An 18,512-nucleotide genomic window follows, 5' to 3' on the forward strand; every position below is an offset into this window, starting at 1 on the left:
ATCCGGCGCTGTCGCGTTTCGTGATCCTGCGCGCAATGGCGGGAATGAGCCGGGAATAAACCCGGCTGGATAGCGTTAACGATGAGATTAGGATTTCGCGTATTGGCCGTCCGCGCTCAGCGCCTGGCGTGTACCGGCGTCCGCCGCATCGTGGTCCAGACTCAGGTCACGGTCGCACACTTCCGGCATCAGCAAGGACGAGATGAGACCGATAGCTGAATAGCAGATCAGCATCGCGACAATCGGCCACCACGAACCGGTTACGTTACAGAAGATACCGGCCAGCACCGGCCCGAATCCCACCGCCACCAGACCGCCTGCCTCTTTTGAGATAGCCATTCTGGTGAAGCGATTACGCGATCCGAACATTTCCGCCATAGTAATATTTTCCAGCGCGAACAAGCCCAGCACCGCCACGTTATGAATGACAATCAGCGATAGCATAATTGTGCTGGCGCTATAGCTTTTATCGACAATAATGGCCAGCATCGGCCAGGCCAGAATAATGGCCGAAATATTGACGATAATATAAGGCAAACGGCGCCCAACTTTATCTGACAACCAACCTAACAGCGGAATAGTAATAAAACCAATCACTGAGCTAATCATTAAGGCATCGGTCGGAATCGCTTTATCAAATAATAGAGTCTGTACCAGATATCCCGCGAGAAATGTTTGCAACAAACCGGAATTACCGGCCTGTCCAAAGCGTAAACCGGTCGCCAGCCAGAATGATTTACTTTTTAACATCGCACCGAACGTGTTTTGCGCGGCGGCGGCTTTAGCCTGAATTTCATCGGCTTCGTTGACCTGTTCAAATACCGGGCTTTCTTTCAGATTCAAACGCAGCCAGATGGCAAAGATCATTACCACGACGCTCGCGAGGAACGGAATACGCCAGCCCCAGGCGATGAGTTGTTCGCGATCGAGCAGGAAGAACATTATCGCCCAGATGGCCGTGGCGCTCAGCGTCCCGCAGTTGGTGCCCATCGCCACCAGAGAAGAGATGATGCCGCGTTTGCCTTTTGGCGCATACTCCGCCAGCATGGTACCGGCGCCAGAAATTTCGGCGCCCGCCCCCAGCCCCTGGATAATACGCAGGGTCACCAGTAACACCGGTGCAAAAATGCCAATCTGCGCGTAGGTAGGTAAAACGCCGATCAACGTGGTACAAATTCCCATCATGGTGATGGTAATAAACAGAACCTTTTTACGCCCGATGCGGTCCCCCATTTTACCAAATATGAAAGCGCCAACGATCCGCGCAATATATCCTGCGCCATAGGTTCCCATCGCTAATATCAGCGCCATAGCCGCCGACTGCTCCGGGAAAAATATTTCATGAAAGACCAGCGCGGCGCCTAAAGAATAAAGCTGAAAATCCATAAACTCCAGTGCCGTGCCAAGCCAACCGGATACCGCGGCGCGAATTAGATCCGAGGTGCTTCTCTCTTTTTTAGCTGTCGTCATAATAATAATAATCTCTAAAGTAGGATACAGCGAGGTTATTTATATTTATGCGTTGAAGGTTAATAACACCTTACAACAATGCTTGCGATCTTCTTCAAATAACGTCATGGCATCGACAACATCCTCAAAGGCAAACTGATGGGTGATGAGCCGCTCCGGATTTATTAATCCGTTTGCCAACCATTCAAGAACCAGCGGGAATTTATTGGCATTGAGTCTGGAAGAATAAATAGTGAGCTCTTTGCCGGTGATCCCCTGCTGCGCCACCATTGAAGGTTCGGTAGAAAAGCCCATCAATACGATCCTGCCCGCCGGCGAGGCCAGTGCGATGGCCTCTGCGAAAATCGCCGGATGGCAGGCGGCGTCGATAATCAGCGTCGGCCGGATACCCTGCGCTTCCAGCGCCTGCGCCAGCGGCTGTTCCTTATTATTGATGGTCAAGTCGGCGCCGTTTTGCTGCGCCATCTGCAGCCGCTCGGGGATCTGATCGGCAACGATGACCTGCCGCACGTTATAGACGCGCTTGAGCACCTGAATGGTGGTCAGCCCCATCGGCCCAGCACCGTAGACCAGCGCGATATCCTGTTCGCGTGGTTTAGCCTGCCCGGTGACATTCGCCGCAATGGTAAAGGGCTCAACCATTACCGCATGATGATCGCTCACGTTCTCCGGCACCGGCCAGGCATTTTTGGCCGGTACCACCGCGTATTCGCTAAAACCGCCATCGCGATGGACGCCCAGCACCACCAGCGAAGCGCAGACGTTGGGCTTACCGACCGAACAGGGATAACAGTGGCCGCAGCTGATAACCGGATCAACCGTCACCCGCTGGCCCACGACTTTATCCGTCACCCCCTCGCCCACGGCATCAATCACGCCGAAAAACTCGTGGCCGATGACCCGGGGATATTTGGCGAACGGGTTATGTCCACGATAGATGTGGCTATCTGAGCCGCAAATTCCCGCCAGTTTCACCTTTACCCGCACTTCTCCATTTCCCGGCTGCGGCAGCGGCCGTTCTTCAATCGCCAGCGCGTTTGGCTGTTGGATAACAATACTTTTCATTTTTCTCTCCTTACCAATTCCACAGCGTGCCATCTTCGAGGCGCGCCACCGGCAGACAGGCGGGTTCATAGGGATATTTCGCCGCCAGCTTCTCGTCGAATTCGATGCCCAGCCCCGGTTTATCGCCCGGATGCATATAGCCATTGTCAAAACGCCAGCTATGCGGGAAGACCTCCAGCATCTGTTCGGAATAGCCCATGTACTCCTGTACACCGAAATTTGGCACCCACAGGTCGAAATGCAGCGCCGCCGCCATACATACCGGAGAGAGATCTGACGGCCCGTGAGAACCGGTGCGTACCTGGTACAACGAAGCAAAATCGGCGATGCGCCGCATTCCGCTGATCCCGCCAGCGTGGGTAATGGTGGTGCGGATATAATCAATGAGCTGCTCTTCAATCAGCTGTTTGCAATCCCAGATGCTATTAAAGACTTCGCCGACGGCAATCGGCGTGACGGTATGCTGGCGGATTAAGCGGAAGCACGCCTGATTCTCTGCCGGGGTCGGATCTTCCATCCAGAACAGGCGATACTCCTCAATGCTTTTACCAAAGCGCGCCGCCTCGATCGGCGTCAGGCGATGGTGCATGTCGTGTAGCAGGTGCTCGTTAAAGCCAAATCTTTCGCGCACGGCGGCAAACAGCCGCGGGGTAAAATGGAGATATTTTTCCGTTGACCACAGCTGTTCTTCCGGCCACACGCCTTTGGTCGCCGGCTCGTATGCCTGACCTTTGCCCTTGGCCATGCCGTAGGTGGTTTTCATCCCCGGAATACCGCACTGCACGCGGATCGCCTTAAAACCCATTTCCTGATGGCGGGCGTAGTCGTCCAGCACTTCATCAATGGAATGACCGGTGGTGTGGCAGTAGACCATCACCCCTTCGCGCGAGGCGCCGCCCAGCAGTTGGTAAAGCGGCATTCCGGCGGCTTTGGCTTTGATATCCCACAGCGCCATATCAACGGCGGAAATCGCCGACATGGTCACCGGGCCGCGGCGCCAGTAAGCGCCTTTGTAGAAGAACTGCCAGATATCTTCGATGCGGTGAGCATCACGGCCAATCAGCTGCGGACAAAGGTGATCTTTCAGGTATGAGGCGACCGACAATTCACGGCCGTTTAGCGTGGCATCACCGAGGCCGACAATCCCTTCATCGGTGGTGATTTTTAAGGTGACGAAGTTACGCCCTGGACAGGTAACGAACACGTCGGCGGCAACGATCTTCATGGGTAATTCCTTACATCTGTGCGGTTAGTGATCAAAATTAAATCACCAGACCTACTACCATACAAGTATGATATTTAAAAAAGATGCGAAGGATCACAAACGGATGTGGTTGCGGGGGGCGCCTGGCGCCCCCCGTTAGCGATTAATTGATGCGGTCTTTTACGATGAAGAAATAACACAGCGCGCCGGCAAAGGTCACGCAGGCGGCGATAACCAAGGCCAGGTTGAAGGAGTGCGTGGTATCCACCACCCAACCGGTGACGACCGGTGCAAAAGAGGCGAAAACAAAGCTGCCGAAGTTCTGAATCGCCGCCACCGACGCGACTTTATTCTCGCTGACCATCACCTGTACCAGCCCCCAGGCCGAGGTCCCGGCAAAGTGGACGCAGAATAGTGCCATGGAGATAAACGCCACCGCCTGGGTCGGCGAGTTTGATTGCACCACCAGCAGCGTGCCGAGCGCAGAAAGCGTCAGGCCAACCACAATGGCCGTTTTGCGCGTTTTTGCCAGATCGTAACCGCGGCGCGCCAGCGCATCGACCACCAGCCCATTGACCCACATGCCCACCGCCGCGGCCAGGAACGGGATCGCCGCCACCCAGCCGGTTTTCGCAAGGCTCAGTCCCTGCTGCGCCTGCAGATAACCCGGCAGCCACGCGATATACAGCCAGCCGGTATAGTTCACCCCGGAGAAGCCTAAAATCATGCCCCAGGTGGTGCGCCGTTTGAACAACGCCAGCCACTCGCTGAATACCAGCGTTGGGCGCGCTTTTTCCGGCGCCGCCAGATACTGGCGCTCCTCCTGCTGCAGATCGAACTGCGCGCGGTTGCGATACCACGCGTACCAGCACAGGCCCACAACGATCCCCGCAAGGCCGATAACCACGAACATGGTACGCCAGCCCCAGGCTATCTGCATCAGCACCAGCGCTGGCGGCGCAATCGCCTGGCCAAGCACCGTTGACGAGTTAAAAATGCCGACCGCGGTGCCGCGCTCTTTTTGTACGTACCAGTCGGTAATGGATTTTACCCCCGCCGGCATAAACGGCGCTTCGCCAATCCCGAGGCCAATACGGAGCAAAATAAAGTGGCTAAAGGAGTTCACCACCCCGGTTAGCGCCTGCATCAGTGACCAGAAAATCAGCCCTGCCCCCAATACAATTCGCGGGCCGAAGCGATCGAGCAAAATACCCGAGGGCAGTTGAGCAAAGCCGTATGACAGAGAGAACGCCGACAGCAGCACGCCGAATTCGGTCGCGCTAAGCCCGAGATCGCCGCGAATAGCCTCACCGGCAACGCTTAATGACGAACGATCGAGGAAGTTGACGATACCGGCGATAAACAGCAGCGTCAGGGTGACTTTTTGCACCCGGCCAATACGCACGGGTTTGGTGCCAGCTTCGCTGGCAAGGGTTTGTGTAGCCATAATTGCCTCTTACGATAAACAGCACGATGCGGTTAAGGTAAGTAAGGCAACTAGTCTTCTACCATACAAGAATTAAGGTTGAAATTAGCGTGGAAGATCACAAAGGGCGATTTTTTATCCTGTTACAAGACGCTATGCCCGCCCCCAGCCTGCAACGATGATCAGCATGCCGCATAGCGCAATCGCCGCCCCCGCCCAGTCAAAGTGGCTTAGCTTCACACCATCGACGAAACGCAGCCACAGCAGCGCGGTGCAGACGTAGACGCCGCCATAGGCGGCATACACCCTGCCGCTGGCCTCCGGGTGCAGGGTCAGTAGCCAGACGAACATCGCCAGCGCCATCGCAGTCGGGATCAACAACAGCGGCGAACCGCCCCGCTTCAGCCATAGCCACGGCAGGTAACAGCCGATGATTTCACACAGCGCGGTAGCAAAGAAAAGTAACGTGGTTTTCAGCATTAAAGTTTGGTAAATGAGACAATTTGTTGCACTAGTGTACGCGATAATGCGCAGGCACCCATGCCATTTTGTCCGGTAGGCGCGGGTAGCGAGTTGTAGTAAACTTGTCCAACTGGTTAACCCTTTTTATCACTCAAAGGAAATCGTGATGAAAATGACACGCAATAAACGCTGGTGCCTGACCGCCCTGCTGGCGGCAAGCGCAATGGTCTATACCGCTTCGTCCTTCGCGCAAACCGACAAACTGGTGATCGAGTCCGGCGACAGCGCGCAGAGCCGTCAGCAAGCCGCAATGGAAAAAGAGCAGTGGAACGATACCCGCTCGCTACGGCAGAAGGTGAATAAACGCGCGGAGAAAGAGTGGGACAAAACCGACGTCGCCTTCGATGCGCAGGATAACTGCCAGAAGAGCGCCAACGTCAACGCCTACTGGGAACCTAACACACTGCGCTGTCTTGACCGCCGTACCGGTCGCGTTATTACGCCATAATTCCCCGGCGCCCGTGGGCGCCATCCTCTATTTCTATTCATGCACACAGGATTTCCCATGTCTGACGCCCCTCACGTCAAACTCCGCCCGCTTGAGCGCGAAGACCTGCGCTTCGTCCACCAGCTTGATAATAACGCCAGCGTAATGCGTTACTGGTTTGAAGAACCTTACGAGGCCTTCGTCGAACTCTCTGACCTTTACGACAAACACATTCACGATCAAAGTGAACGCCGTTTCGTTATCGAATGCGATGGCGAAAAAGCCGGGCTGGTTGAACTGGTGGAGATAAACCACGTTCACCGTCGCGCCGAGTTCCAGATTATCATCTCCCCGGAATATCAGGGCAAAGGGCTGGCGACGCGCGCCGCTAAGCTGGCAATGGACTACGGCTTTACCGTTCTGAATCTGTATAAGCTGTATCTGATTGTCGATAAAGAAAATGAAAAAGCGATCCACATCTACCGCAAACTCGGTTTTATGGTCGAAGGCGAGCTGATTCACGAGTTCTTTATCAACGGCGAATACCGCAATACTATTCGCATGTGCCTGTTCCAGCATCAGTACCTTGAGAAACATCGTCCTCAAGGCCAGACGCTACTCAAGCCCACCGCTCAGTAGTAGTCGATACTGTTTTTGATGCTGTAGTGTCGCGTCACCGCCGGCTGGACGCTTTCATCGACAACCTGCATCTCGCAGCGGATCGGGTTGTCGTGATCGTCATAGTCGCAGGTTTGATTGACCTTGCCTAACGCGCGGTCGTTAAATACGCTCACCGCGCTGTAATCGAGCTTTTTACGCGGATCGGTGGACGGCGTCGATACGACGCTGAAGCGCTCATCTTTCGCGGTGGTGGTTTTGCCCAGTGGATAACCTTCGCTGTCGTAGCGATAGCTGGAAGTACTCTCTTTCCCGCGAGCCGTCACCACAAAGCCGTTGTCATCGGTCTCCCAGCTGACGCCCGCCGCCGGCATCTCGGCGAGCTGGCATTTCCCCTGCAGCCGCAGGCGTTTCTCCTGCGTTTGCGCATCCAGATAGTAATTCGCGTCAAGTATCAGCGTGGCGCCGGTTTTGTTTTCGAGGTCGGTAAAATCCAGCAGATCAAAACAGCCTTCTGCCGACACCTGGGCACGCACCCGTTTCACCATTTCGCCCTGGTCGTCGAACAGGATCTGAGTAAAGGTTTTAACCGGGCCGCGCAGCGGATCGAACTCAAACTCATTGGAAAAACTGGCCATCTCCGGGGTAAACGCCGCCGGCGCTGACGGCTTATCGCAGGCGCTGAGCAGCAACGCCGCCGGGATCAGCAAAAACAGTTTATTCACAGCCGCTACCTTTTTGGGAACATTCCAATCATTTTAGCAAATACAATTGTTTACACCAATTCTGCTATGCTTAAAACTGGATGACATCAATAAGGAGCTTATGATGAAACTATCCTCATGGTTGTGCGCGGCCCTGCTGCTGAGTTCGGCATCCGCACTGGCAGCGCCGGACTCCTGCGAGCGGGTAAAAGGCGAGATCCAGCAAAAGATCATCAACAACGGCGTTCCGGCTTCTGGTTTTAGCCTGGCCATTGTACCGAACGATCAGCCTGACCAACCCGGCGCTCAGGTGGTGGGCCACTGCGCTAACGACACCTTCAAGATAATCTATACCCGCAACGGCGACGCGGCGGCCACCGATTCAGACGGGCAATAACCGCCGCTTTCGAGTGAAGGATCTTATCTCTGGTTGACCGGAGATAAGATTCGCCTACCCCTATTTAAGTATTATTCCTCACCCATGCGCCAGCAACCACGCTGTTGCCAGCGGCATTTCGCATAATAAAAATCATGGAGTGAGCACAATGTCCTACCCAGAACATCCCGGCGGCGTCAGCCGTCGCAACCTCATAAAATCCTCAGCAATCGGTTCACTGGCCCTGGCTGCCGGCGGTCTGTCGCTGCCGTTCAGTCTACGCGCCGCGGCCGCCGCCGTGCAGCAAGCCACCGGAGCAGAAGAAAAAACCGTATGGGGGGCCTGCTCGGTTAACTGCGGCAGTCGCTGCGCGCTACGCCTGCACGTCCGCGACGACGAAGTGGTGTGGGTGGAAACCGATAATACCGGCCACGATATCTACGGCGATCATCAGGTTCGCGCCTGTCTGCGCGGGCGTTCTATTCGCCGGCGTATCAACCACCCCGATCGTCTAAACTACCCAATGAAACGCGTCGGCAAACGCGGCGAAGGAAAATTCGAGCGCATTAGTTGGACCGAAGCGCTGGATACCATCGCCGGGAATCTGGAACGCGTGGTAAAAGAGTACGGCAACGAAGCGGTCTATATTAACTACTCTTCCGGAATTGTCGGCGGCAATATGACCCGCTCTTCCCCTTCCGCCTCGCCGGTAATGCGGCTGATGAATTGCTACGGCGGCTCGCTTAACCAGTATGGTACCTACAGTACGGCGCAGATCGCCTGCGCCATGCCCTATACCTACGGTAGCAACGACGGCAACAGCACTTCGGATATTGAAAACAGTAAACTGGTGGTAATGTTCGGCAATAACCCGGCGGAAACCCGCATGAGCGGCGGCGGCATTACCTGGTACCTGGAGCAGGCGCGTGAGCGCTCTAACGCCCGTATGATTGTCATCGACCCACGCTATACCGATACCGCGGCCGGGCGCGAAGATGAGTGGATCCCGATTCGTCCCGGTACCGATGCCGCGCTGGTCGCCGGTATCGCCTGGGTATTGATTAACGAAAACCTGGTCGACCAGCCGTTCCTCGATAAATACTGCATCGGCTACGATGAGAAAACCTTGCCGGCCGATGCCCCGGCCAACGGCCACTATAAAGCCTATATTCTCGGCCAGGGGGACGACGCTACCGCCAAGACACCGCAGTGGGCCTCGCGTATTACCGGTATTCCCGCCGATCGCATCATTAAGCTGGCGCGCGAAATTGGTATGACCAAACCCGCCTATATCTGCCAGGGCTGGGGCCCGCAGCGCCAGGCGAACGGCGAACTCTCCGCGCGCGCTATCGCCATGCTGCCGATTTTAACCGGCAACGTCGGCATTAACGGGGGTAACAGCGGCGCCCGCGAATCGACCTATACCATCACCATTGAGCGCCTGCCGGTGCTGGAGAATCCGGTAAAAACCGCCATCTCCTGCTTTAGCTGGACCGACGCTATCGCTCGCGGGCCGGAGATGACCGCCACCCGCGACGGCGTGCGCGGCAAAGAGAAGCTGGCGGTCCCTATTAAATTCCTGTGGAACTATGCTGGCAACACCATCATTAACCAGCATTCCGACATCAATAAAACCCACGATATCCTGCAGGACGAGAGTAAATGCGAGATGGTCGTGGTTATCGAAAACTTTATGACCTCGTCGGCAAAATATGCCGATATTCTGCTGCCGGACCTGATGACCGTAGAACAGGAAGATATCATCCCTAACGACTATGCCGGCAATATGGGCTATCTGATTTTCATCCAGCCCGCCACCACGGCGAAGTTCGAACGCAAACCTATCTACTGGATCTTAAGTGAAGTGGCAAAACGCCTTGGCGACGATGTGCATCAGCGCTTCACCGAAGGACGAACTCAGGAGCAGTGGTTACAGTATCTGTACGCCAAAATGGTCGCCAAAGATCCGGCGCTGCCGGGTTATGACGAGCTCAAGAAAATGGGCATTTACAAGCGTAAAGACCCGAACGGCCATTTCGTCGCCTATCGCGATTTCCGTCGCGACCCTGAAGCGAATCCGCTAAAAACCCCCTCCGGCAAAATTGAGATTTACTCCAGCCGCCTCGCCGATATTGCCGCCCGCTGGCAACTGGAAAAAGACGAAGTCATTAGCCCGCTGCCGGTCTATGCCTCCACCTTTGAAGGCTGGGACGATCCGTTGCGCAGCCAATTCCCGCTGCAAATGTTTGGCTTCCATTATAAGGCGCGTACCCACTCCAGCTACGGCAACGTCGATGTCTTACAAGCGGCCTGCCGCCAGGAAGTGTGGCTTAACCCCATCGATGCCGAAAAACGTGGGATTAAAAACGGCGACATGGTGCGCATCTTTAATCAGCGCGGCGAACTGCGTATTCCGGCAAAAGTTACGCCGCGTATTATGCCTGGGGTAACGGCGATGGGTCAGGGAGCATGGCACGATGCCAATATGGCTGGCGATCGCGTCGACCACGGCGCCTGCATGAATACCCTCACCACCCACCGGCCTTCACCGCTGGCGAAGGGAAACCCGCAGCATACCAACCTGGTCGAAATCGAGAAGGTTTAAGGAGTAAACCATGAGCGCTCAATACGGATTTTTTATCGATTCCGCCCGTTGCACCGGTTGCAAAACCTGCGAGCTGGCCTGTAAAGACTACAAGAACCTGACGCCGGACGTCAGCTTCCGTCGTATCTATGAGTATGCCGGCGGCGACTGGCAGGAGGACAACGGCGTCTGGAATCAGAACGTTTTTGCCTACTACCTTTCCATCGCCTGTAACCACTGCGAAGACCCGGCGTGCACCAAGGTCTGCCCGAGCGGAGCGATGCACAAGCGCGAAGATGGTTTTGTGGTGGTCAATGAAGAGGTGTGCATTGGCTGTCGCTACTGCCATATGGCCTGCCCGTATGGCGCGCCGCAGTACAACGCCGCTAAAGGGCATATGACCAAATGCGACGGCTGTCACGAACGCGTCGCACAAGGCAAGAAACCGATTTGCGTCGAGTCCTGCCCGCTGCGGGCGCTGGACTTCGGGCCGATTGCCGAACTGCGTGAAAAGCACGGCCAACTGGCCGCCGTGGCGCCGCTGCCGTCGGCGCACTTCACCAGGCCGAGCATTGTGATAAAACCAAACGCCAACAGCCGTCCATGCGGCGATACCACCGGCTATCTGGCCAATCCGAAGGAGGTCTAAAATGGGAAATGGATGGCATGAATGGCCGCTGGTTCTGTTTACGGTACTGGGGCAATGCGTAGCTGGCGCGGTTATTGTCAGCGGCCTGGGCTGGGTGTCGCTCTGCGATCAGCGCGAAGCGCGAGAGCGGCTGGTGCGCAGCATGTTCTTTATCTGGCTATTGATGGGAATAGGTTTTCTTGCTTCTGTCATGCATCTCGGCTCGCCGCTACGGGCATTTAACTCATTGAACCGCGTTGGCGCTTCAGCGCTCAGTAATGAAATCGCCAGCGGCACCCTCTTCTTCATCGTCGGCGGATTCTGGTGGCTATTGGCGGCGGTGGGAAAAATGCCCTCGGCACTTGGCAAAATCTGGTTGTTTCTCACCATGTTGCTGGGGCTGCTATTTGTGATGGCGATGACCCGGGTCTACCAAATTGACACCGTGCCAACGTGGTACAATGGCTACACCACCAGCGCGTTCTTCCTGACGGTACTGCTCGCCGGTCCGCTGTTCGCTGCCCTGCTGCTAAAGCTGGCGAAAGTCGATTTCAACGGCTGGTTTTTTGCCGCTATTAGCGTGGCCGCACTCATCATCAGCGTGGCCGTTGTTGTCTTGCAAAGCGCGGATCTCGGCACGATCCACAGTTCAGTACAACAGGCGAACGCCCTGCTACCGGATTACGGCAGACTACAGGTTCTACGGCTGATCCTGCTGGCGCTCGGTCTCGGCTGCTGGCTGTGTCCGCTGATCCGCCGCCAGCCGCCGCGCGCCGCCGGGTTATTGATCGGGCTGATAATGGTTTTAGTCGCGGAGTGTATAGGCCGCGGCCTGTTTTATGGCCTGCATATGACCGTGGGTATGGCGGTTGCGGGTTAACAAGACGGCGCGCCTGTGCGCGCCGCAGTAAGGAATAGGGTAATGATGCAGATCCCAAATCGCGACGCCGTCGCACTAAGCGCCCGCACGCTGGGCGCGCTGTTCTCTTATGCGCCGAATAGCGAGCAAAACGCGCCGCTGGTCGCCGCTTTTCTGGATGGTAGCTGGCAGCCGCAGTGGCCGTTCCCGGTCTCCGATTCACTGGCAATGGAATTCGCCGCCAGCAGCGACGAGGCGCTGCCGCAAGCCTGGCAGCGTCTGTTTATCGGTCCATGGGCGCTTCCCGCTCCGCCGTGGGGTTCGGTGTGGCTGGATAAAGAGTCGGTGTTATTCGGCGACTCAACGCTTGCGCTGCGCGAGTGGATGCGCACCAGCGGTATTGCGCTGGATCTTGAGCGCAACGAACCCGAAGACCACTTCGGAACAATGCTGCTGCTGGCCGCATGGCTGTGTGAAACAAATCAGGATGAGTTGTTTGCGCAACTGCTGGCCTGGCATCTACTGCCGTGGTCCGGGCGTTTTCTGAGCGTCTTTATGGAAAACGCCGGGCATCCGTTCTATCGGGCGCTGGGCCAACTGGCGCAGTCGACGCTGGCTAACTGGCAGGAATATTTGCCCATCGCGGTGGCGGAAAAGCAGCTGTATCGTTAACTCACCCGCCGCGTCGATCCCCGGCGCGGCACTTATAGCTTTTGCATCTAAGGTTATTCCCTATCACAATAACGCTATGACTCCCAATTTCATTCCCGCTAATGCATCGTCTTCATAACTACCCTGATGTGCAGGTGATGTTCCGTCGCCTGATCATCGCCACGCTCGTCGGCATCTTTGCGGCGCTGGCCGTGGCGCTGTTTCGCCACTCGATGGTGGCACTGGAAACTTTATTTCTCGGTAATGATAGCGGCAGTCTGGTGAACGCCGCGCAGTCGCTACCGTGGTGGCGTCGGCTGCTGACGCCGGCGCTTGGCGGAATCGCGGCGGGGACATTACTCTGGTTATGGCAACGGCGCAACGTGTCGCGTCCGCACGCCCCGACCGATTACATGGAAGCGCTGGAAACCGGCGATGGCTGTTTCGATACGCCGGCAAGCCTCGTCAAATCGCTGGCATCGCTGCTGGTGGTCGTGACCGGCAGCGCCATTGGCCGCGAAGGGGCCATGATCCTGCTGGCCGCGCTGGCCGCCTCGCTGTTTGCCCGCCGTTTTACCCCGCGCGCTGAATGGAAGCTGTGGGTCGCCTGCGGCGCCGCCGCCGGGATGGCCAGCGCCTATCATGCGCCGCTGGCGGGGAGCCTGTTTATCGCCGAAATCCTCTTCGGCACCCTGATGCTGGCCTCGCTCGGGCCGGTGGTCATTTCAGCGGTGATCGCCCTGCTGCTGACCAATTTACTCAATGGCGGCGCCGCGCCGCTGTACCACGTCGTCTTGCAACAAAACCTGACCGCGCTGCATTACGGTTTAATGCTGGCAACCGGCCTGCTGGCCGGGCTGTGCGGGCCGCTGTTTATCTGGCTGATGGACTACAGCCACCGTGGTTTCGTCCGGCTGAAACTGTCGCCGCCGTGGCAGCTGGCGCTGGGGGGACTCATCGTCGGCATGTTATCGCTTATTACCCCGGCGGTATGGGGCAATGGTTATAGCGTGGTGCAAAGCTATCTGCTATCGCCGCCGCTATTTAGCGTCATTATCATCGTCTTTGTCTGTAAACTGTTGGCGGTGCTGGCCAGCAGCGGCTCCGGCGCGCCAGGCGGCGTCTTTACCCCAACGCTATTCGTCGGGCTGGCAATAGGAATGCTATTCGCCACTTTTAGCGGGCTGTGGTTAGATAACGATCAGAACATAGCGATTATGATTGGGTTAACCGGAATGGCGGCGTTTCTCGCCGCGACAACGCATGCGCCAATGATGTCGACGCTGATGATTTGTGAGATGACCGGGCAGTATGTGCTGCTGCCCGGTTTATTGATCGCCTGCGTACTGGCTTCGGTAGTGTCGCGGACGTTACGCCGGGATTCGATCTATCGCCATCACGTTGCCGAGCACGTCTAAGTCAACATACTGGCTGAGTTCGCGCTGTTCGGCGCGCGGCAGATAAGGCAGCTCGCCAATCAGCGGCGCAGGCAGCTTTTTGCTCAACACATCGATGATTTCAGCGTAGTGCGCAAGGCCAGGGTTAATGCGGTTGGCGACCCAGCCGATTAACGGCAGACCGTCGTTGGCGATCGCCTGAGCGGTCAACAGAGCATGGTTGATACACCCTTCCTGAATGCCCACCACCAACACTACCGGCAGTTGTTCCTGCACTACCCACTCGGAGAGCGGGCGTAAGTCGTTCATCAGGCTGCGCCAGCCGCCGGTACCTTCCACTACGACATGATCCACTCTGCAGCTGAGCTGCTGCAGGCCGTCACTGAGTAAGCCGTAGTTGATCGGGCAGCTGTGCGCCACGCTGCTTTCTTCTTCGCTTAACGCGATGGGATTGACAGCATCATACGGCAGCGACAGCGTCGACACGCTCTGTAATACCAGCGCATCTTTGTTACGCAGTCCTTCCGGCGTCTCTTTGCTGCCCTTCGCCACAGGCTTATACCCGGCGACGCTTTTACCGCTGGCAGCAAGTGCCTGCAGCAGCGCGCGGGATACTACCGTCTTCCCGACAGCAGTGTCAGTACCTGTTATAAAGAAACGCTTAAACATCACTAACCCCAAAGTTGTGTATACGAAAAATACATAAGAGAAATAATCAACAGTGGGAAAAGTCTACGCGAAGCCGTCGGGGCCCAGATTGAGATAGCGCAATTTTTGGTGCGACTATGAAAAAATGTTAACCCTGTAACAGTCGGATAAGGAGCGATCCGTTATAGAGGGCGTCTTTCACCAAAGCCGCGCCAGCCATCGTTCCGCGGTTTGAGAACTGGGTACTCTCAACCGCGATATGACGACTATATGCCGGTAGCGCCTGTTGCCGAATACAGTCAGAAATTGCCGGAAACAAAATATCAGACGCCTGATTGAACGGCGAACCAATAAGGATTTTTTGCGGGTTAAACAGATTGACCATGATAGCCAGAATACGCCCTACATGAGCGCCAACGCCGGTAATGATATCCCGCGCCAGTAAATCACCCTGCTGCGCCGCCTGACATAACCATTCAACGCTCAACTGCTGTTGATGCAGCATAGAGCTCATGGATTTTGCCATGCGCATCTGCGCCAGTTCCAGCACGCTTTCGACGCTGGCGATGGTTTCCAGGCAGCCGTGATTGCCGCAATAGCAGCGTTTACCATAAGGGTCAACCTGGGTGTGGCCGATCTCCACCAGGCTGCTGCTGCCGGCGTGCAACAGGCGGCCATCGGTGATCACTCCCGCGCCGACGTTGTGGTCGATTACCACCTGGATGACGTCGCGCGCCCCCCGCGAGGCGCCAAACAACGATTCGGCCATAGTCCAGGCGCTAATATCGTGCTGTATATAGACCGACACTCCGGTGTGATTAGCCAGAGCCTCACCGAGCGGCATATCTTTCACGTCATCATAAAACGGCATCCGGTGGATGATACCGTTTTCAGTATCAATGATCCCCGGCAAGGTGATGGCGATTGCGGTAAGTCGTTCGAGCTTGTGCTGATGGCGAATAAAAAACTGGTCGATATGCTCGATGATCCGCGTCAGCAGCGGTTGCGCATGCTGCAGCGGCAGTTCCAGTTGTTCTTCCACCACCAGCTTGCTGCTCAGATCGCGCAGCGCCAGGTGGATTTCCCCCCGGCTGATGCGCAACGACAAATAATGCCAGGCTTCCGTTTCAACCATCAGCCCGACCGCCGGGCGGCCGCGGCTCCCCGGCTCCTGGATTTCGGTCTCCTGCACCAGGTGCGCTTCCAGCATCTCGCGAACAATTTTGGTAATGCTGGCCGGCGCCAGTTGCGCAAATCGGGAAAGGTCGATACGCGACACCGGGCCAAGCTGATCAATCAGGCGATATACCGCGCCAGCATTAGTCTGCTTTATTTGATCGATATGGCCTGGTTGACTGTCCGCTACCACCGTTGACTCCCTTTATTTTCGCGCTTCGAAATAAACTTTTGGCTATGGTGAAGCACTTCGATGGTGCACGTCAAATTTTTACTTAGCCTTGTGATTTGCCGCACATTTTTACCCCGTTTTTGTCTTAATTCGCCAAGGCGGCGGCAGCGAGAAGATAATCGCGAAAGCGCTGCGCCGCCAGACCCTGTTCACGGTGTTTGGCCCACACCAGCCACATTTCCGACACCGCATCGGGTTCACTAATCGGCAGCCAGCGCATTTCATTTAACTGCACCCGCTTAAACGAGGCCGGTAGGATCGATACCCCAAGACCTGAAGCCACAAGGCCAATGATGGTCATTGCCTCGCCGACCTCCTGGGTGATAACGGGCGTGGTACCGTAGCGGCGCATCAACCCGAGAATATCGTCATACAGGCCGGTACCAACGTGCGGATCGAAAAAGACAAACGGCTCGCGCGCCAGCTCAAGCAGACTGACCGATTGCTGACGGGCCAGGGGATGATCGCTGGGCACCATCGCCAGTAGCGGTTCGCGCAGCACCCTTTCCCAGCACAAGGTATCCGGCAGCTGCGTGTTGCGCATCAGGCCAAGGTCAAGCGCCCCTTCATTCAGCGGCACGATCTGTTCGCGGGTGTTGGTTTCGCGGGTCTGGATATGGACATCGGGAAAGCGGCGACGAAAAGTGGAAAGCGTATCGGAAACCGCTTTGATAAATGGCGCCGACGAGGTGAAGCCGATACGCAGTTCACCGGTTTCGCCGTGGTGCAGGCGCCCGGCGCGAGCGGCGGCATCTTCAACCTGCGTCAGTATTTGTCGGCTATCGGCGAGGAACTGCACTCCCGCCGCCGTCAGGCTGACGCTGCGATTAGTGCGGGCAAACAGCCGCGCGCCAATCTGTTGTTCGAGAATCTGAATTTGCTGGCTTAACGGCGGCTGAGAGATATTCAGGCGCGCCGCCGCGCGGCCAAAATGCAGCTCTTCCGCCACGGCGACAAAGTAACGCAGATGACGCAGCTCGATATTCATATTTAAAACGTCTTATTTGAGATTATTAATATATTAGACGGAATATTTACAATTTTATACCCTAAAAATGTGAGCTGAATGGTCACATCAGTTTGTTTGTAATCCAGCTGTATATAAGCAAGGAATTCTCCGTGAGTAACACAACAACCGCTGACACCGCGCCGGCGAGCGATGTCAGGGATAAGGTCGCTTCCCAGCCAAATCAATTTATTAAACGCGGCACCCCGGCGTTTATCCGCGTCACCCTGGCGCTATTTTCCGCCGGACTGGCCACCTTCGCCCTGCTCTATTGCGTGCAGCCCATTCTGCCGGTGCTGTCAGGCGAGTTCGGCGTAAGCCCGGCCAGCAGCAGTATTTCATTATCGATTTCCACCGCGATGCTCGCCATCGGCCTGCTATTTACCGGCCCGCTGTCGGATGCCATTGGCCGTAAACCGGTAATGGTCACCGCCTTACTGTTGGCGGCGTGTTGCTCATTATTATCAACGATGATGACCAGCTGGCACGGTATTCTGATCATGCGCGCGTTGATCGGCCTGTCGCTCAGCGGCGTAGCCGCCGTAGGGATGACTTATCTCAGCGAGGAGATCCACCCAAGCGTGGTGGCGTTTTCAATGGGGCTTTATATCAGCGGTAACTCGATAGGTGGCATGAGCGGCCGCCTGCTCACCGGGGTCTTTACCGATTTCTTCGGCTGGCGCGTGGCGCTGGCGGTGATAAGCGCCTTCGCCCTCGCTGCGGCAATCATGTTCTGGCGTATTCTTCCCGAGTCGCGCCACTTCCGCCCTATTTCGTTGAAACCGAAAACGCTGCTGATTAACTTCCATCTGCACTGGCGCGATCGCGGCCTGCCGCTGTTGTTCCTCGAAGGCTTCCTGCTGATGGGCGCATTTGTGACCCTGTTTAACTATATTGGCTACCGTTTGATGATGTCGCCATGGTCGCTGAATCAGGCGGTGGTTGGCCTGCTGTCGGTTGCTTACCTGACCGGGACCTGGAGTTCGCCAAAAGCCGGCGCGCTGACGGTGCGTTATGGCCGCGGTCCAGTAATGTTGTTCTTTATTGCGGTGATGCTGTTTGGCCTGCTGATGACGCTATTCTCGCCGCTGTGGCTGATTTTCATCGGCATGCTGCTGTTCTCCGCCGGCTTTTTTGCCGCGCACTCGGTCGCCAGCAGTTGGATCGGACCACGGGCGCGTCGCGCGCGCGGCCAGGCATCTTCGTTATACCTGTTCAGCTACTATCTTGGCTCAAGTATTGCGGGGACGCTCGGTGGAGTCTTCTGGCATCATTACGGCTGGAATGGCGTCGGCGGCTTTATCGCCCTGCTGTTAATGGCCGCGCTGCTGACCGGCGCCTGTTTGCACAACCGCCTGAAATAATCGTTAAACGACGTGACCTTATTGGTCACGTCCGTTCACCACAGCCCGAGTACCGATGGTAACCCCAACAGTTCTCTGAGAGCATCCATAGAAAGCAGTGCGAAAAACACCCACGTGAACGGATTCATACTCGCCTCCGCTGACAGCCAGCGCCT

Annotated in this window: 17 protein-coding genes and 1 pseudogene; 9 read left to right on the forward strand and 9 right to left on the reverse strand. The window is 56.3% G+C overall.

Translation table 11 applies throughout. The annotated features are described in order from the left end of the window. Window positions 1–87: 87 nt before the first annotated feature. From ABLV07_RS13790 to ABLV07_RS13810, 5 genes and pseudogenes are all read right to left on the reverse strand, one after another. Window positions 88–1,470 carry an MFS transporter gene (locus tag ABLV07_RS13790; RefSeq protein WP_047042816.1) on the reverse strand — a complete coding sequence of 461 codons (1,383 nt, stop codon included), beginning with the start codon at window positions 1,468–1,470 and terminating at the stop codon, window positions 88–90. Between the two features lie 45 nt (window positions 1,471–1,515). Beyond that, window positions 1,516–2,535 carry a Zn-dependent oxidoreductase gene (locus tag ABLV07_RS13795; protein WP_015705297.1) on the reverse strand — a complete coding sequence of 340 codons (1,020 nt, stop codon included), beginning with the start codon at window positions 2,533–2,535 and terminating at the stop codon, window positions 1,516–1,518. Between the two features lie 10 nt (window positions 2,536–2,545). Next, the gene (gene manD, locus ABLV07_RS13800) at window positions 2,546–3,760 is read right to left on the reverse strand and encodes a D-mannonate dehydratase ManD (protein ID WP_015705296.1); all 1,215 of its coding nucleotides are present in this window, start codon (window positions 3,758–3,760) and stop codon (window positions 2,546–2,548) included. Window positions 3,761–3,902: 142 nt separating this feature from the next. Continuing rightward, entirely contained in the window at window positions 3,903–5,186 is a 1,284-nt protein-coding gene (locus ABLV07_RS13805; RefSeq protein WP_042897599.1) for an MFS transporter, read from the reverse strand. Window positions 5,187–5,318: 132 nt separating this feature from the next. Further along, window positions 5,319–5,707 (reverse strand): annotated as a pseudogene (locus ABLV07_RS13810) (YnfA family protein). 86 nt (window positions 5,708–5,793) lie between these two features. Between ABLV07_RS13810 and ABLV07_RS13815 the strand changes: the two are divergent. Then, window positions 5,794–6,135, forward strand: a complete 342-nt coding sequence (locus ABLV07_RS13815; RefSeq protein ID WP_015366763.1) for a DUF1283 family protein — start codon at window positions 5,794–5,796, stop codon at window positions 6,133–6,135. A gap of 57 nt (window positions 6,136–6,192) precedes the next feature. Continuing rightward, window positions 6,193–6,753, forward strand: coding sequence for a spermidine N1-acetyltransferase (gene speG / locus ABLV07_RS13820; protein ID WP_015366764.1), 561 nt, complete (start codon window positions 6,193–6,195; stop codon window positions 6,751–6,753). On the opposite strand, the gene ABLV07_RS13825 is transcribed toward speG, so the two are convergent. Then, entirely contained in the window at window positions 6,747–7,457 is a 711-nt protein-coding gene (locus ABLV07_RS13825; protein WP_032714418.1) for a YnfC family lipoprotein, read from the reverse strand. The genes speG and ABLV07_RS13825 overlap by 7 nt on opposite strands. A gap of 103 nt (window positions 7,458–7,560) precedes the next feature. On the opposite strand from ABLV07_RS13825, the gene ABLV07_RS13830 reads away from it, so the two are divergent. From ABLV07_RS13830 to clcB, 6 genes are all read left to right on the forward strand, one after another. Beyond that, window positions 7,561–7,833 (forward strand): DUF1161 domain-containing protein, encoded by a 273-nt coding sequence (locus ABLV07_RS13830; protein ID WP_015366766.1) that lies wholly within the window; start codon window positions 7,561–7,563, stop codon window positions 7,831–7,833. A 148-nt stretch (window positions 7,834–7,981) separates the two neighbouring features. Continuing rightward, on the forward strand, window positions 7,982–10,417 hold the full coding sequence (ynfE, locus tag ABLV07_RS13835; RefSeq protein WP_348853265.1) for a selenate/tellurate reductase subunit YnfE: 2,436 nt from the start codon (window positions 7,982–7,984) through the stop codon (window positions 10,415–10,417). Between the two features lie 10 nt (window positions 10,418–10,427). Next, complete coding sequence (locus ABLV07_RS13840) at window positions 10,428–11,045, forward strand: DMSO/selenate family reductase complex B subunit (protein ID WP_015705293.1); 618 nt, start codon at window positions 10,428–10,430, stop codon at window positions 11,043–11,045. 1 nt (window position 11,046) lies between these two features. Next, window positions 11,047–11,904 (forward strand): DmsC/YnfH family molybdoenzyme membrane anchor subunit, encoded by an 858-nt coding sequence (locus tag ABLV07_RS13845; RefSeq protein WP_015705292.1) that lies wholly within the window; start codon window positions 11,047–11,049, stop codon window positions 11,902–11,904. Window positions 11,905–11,946: 42 nt separating this feature from the next. Further along, complete coding sequence (gene dmsD, locus ABLV07_RS13850) at window positions 11,947–12,555, forward strand: Tat proofreading chaperone DmsD (protein WP_042892401.1); 609 nt, start codon at window positions 11,947–11,949, stop codon at window positions 12,553–12,555. Between the two features lie 101 nt (window positions 12,556–12,656). Then, on the forward strand, window positions 12,657–13,952 hold the full coding sequence (gene clcB, locus ABLV07_RS13855; protein WP_032707953.1) for a voltage-gated ClC-type chloride channel ClcB: 1,296 nt from the start codon (window positions 12,657–12,659) through the stop codon (window positions 13,950–13,952). Here clcB and bioD read toward each other — a convergent pair. The 3 genes from bioD to ABLV07_RS13870 form a co-directional block, all read right to left on the reverse strand. Continuing rightward, window positions 13,905–14,600, reverse strand: a complete 696-nt coding sequence (gene bioD, locus ABLV07_RS13860) for a dethiobiotin synthase (RefSeq protein ID WP_348853264.1) — start codon at window positions 14,598–14,600, stop codon at window positions 13,905–13,907. The genes clcB and bioD overlap by 48 nt on opposite strands. Window positions 14,601–14,727: 127 nt before the next feature. Further along, complete coding sequence (gene mlc, locus ABLV07_RS13865; protein ID WP_015366773.1) at window positions 14,728–15,948, reverse strand: sugar metabolism global transcriptional regulator Mlc; 1,221 nt, start codon at window positions 15,946–15,948, stop codon at window positions 14,728–14,730. 124 nt (window positions 15,949–16,072) lie between these two features. Further along, on the reverse strand, window positions 16,073–16,975 hold the full coding sequence (locus ABLV07_RS13870; RefSeq protein WP_015366774.1) for a LysR family transcriptional regulator: 903 nt from the start codon (window positions 16,973–16,975) through the stop codon (window positions 16,073–16,075). Between the two features lie 92 nt (window positions 16,976–17,067). On the opposite strand from ABLV07_RS13870, the gene ABLV07_RS13875 reads away from it, so the two are divergent. Continuing rightward, entirely contained in the window at window positions 17,068–18,357 is a 1,290-nt protein-coding gene (locus ABLV07_RS13875) for an MFS transporter (RefSeq protein ID WP_071596080.1), read from the forward strand. The last annotated feature ends 155 nt before the right edge of the window (window positions 18,358–18,512 follow it).

The sequence above is a fragment of the Klebsiella sp. CN_Kp097 genome (assembly GCF_040064495.1).
In the GTDB taxonomy this organism is placed as follows: domain Bacteria; phylum Pseudomonadota; class Gammaproteobacteria; order Enterobacterales; family Enterobacteriaceae; genus Klebsiella; species Klebsiella aerogenes.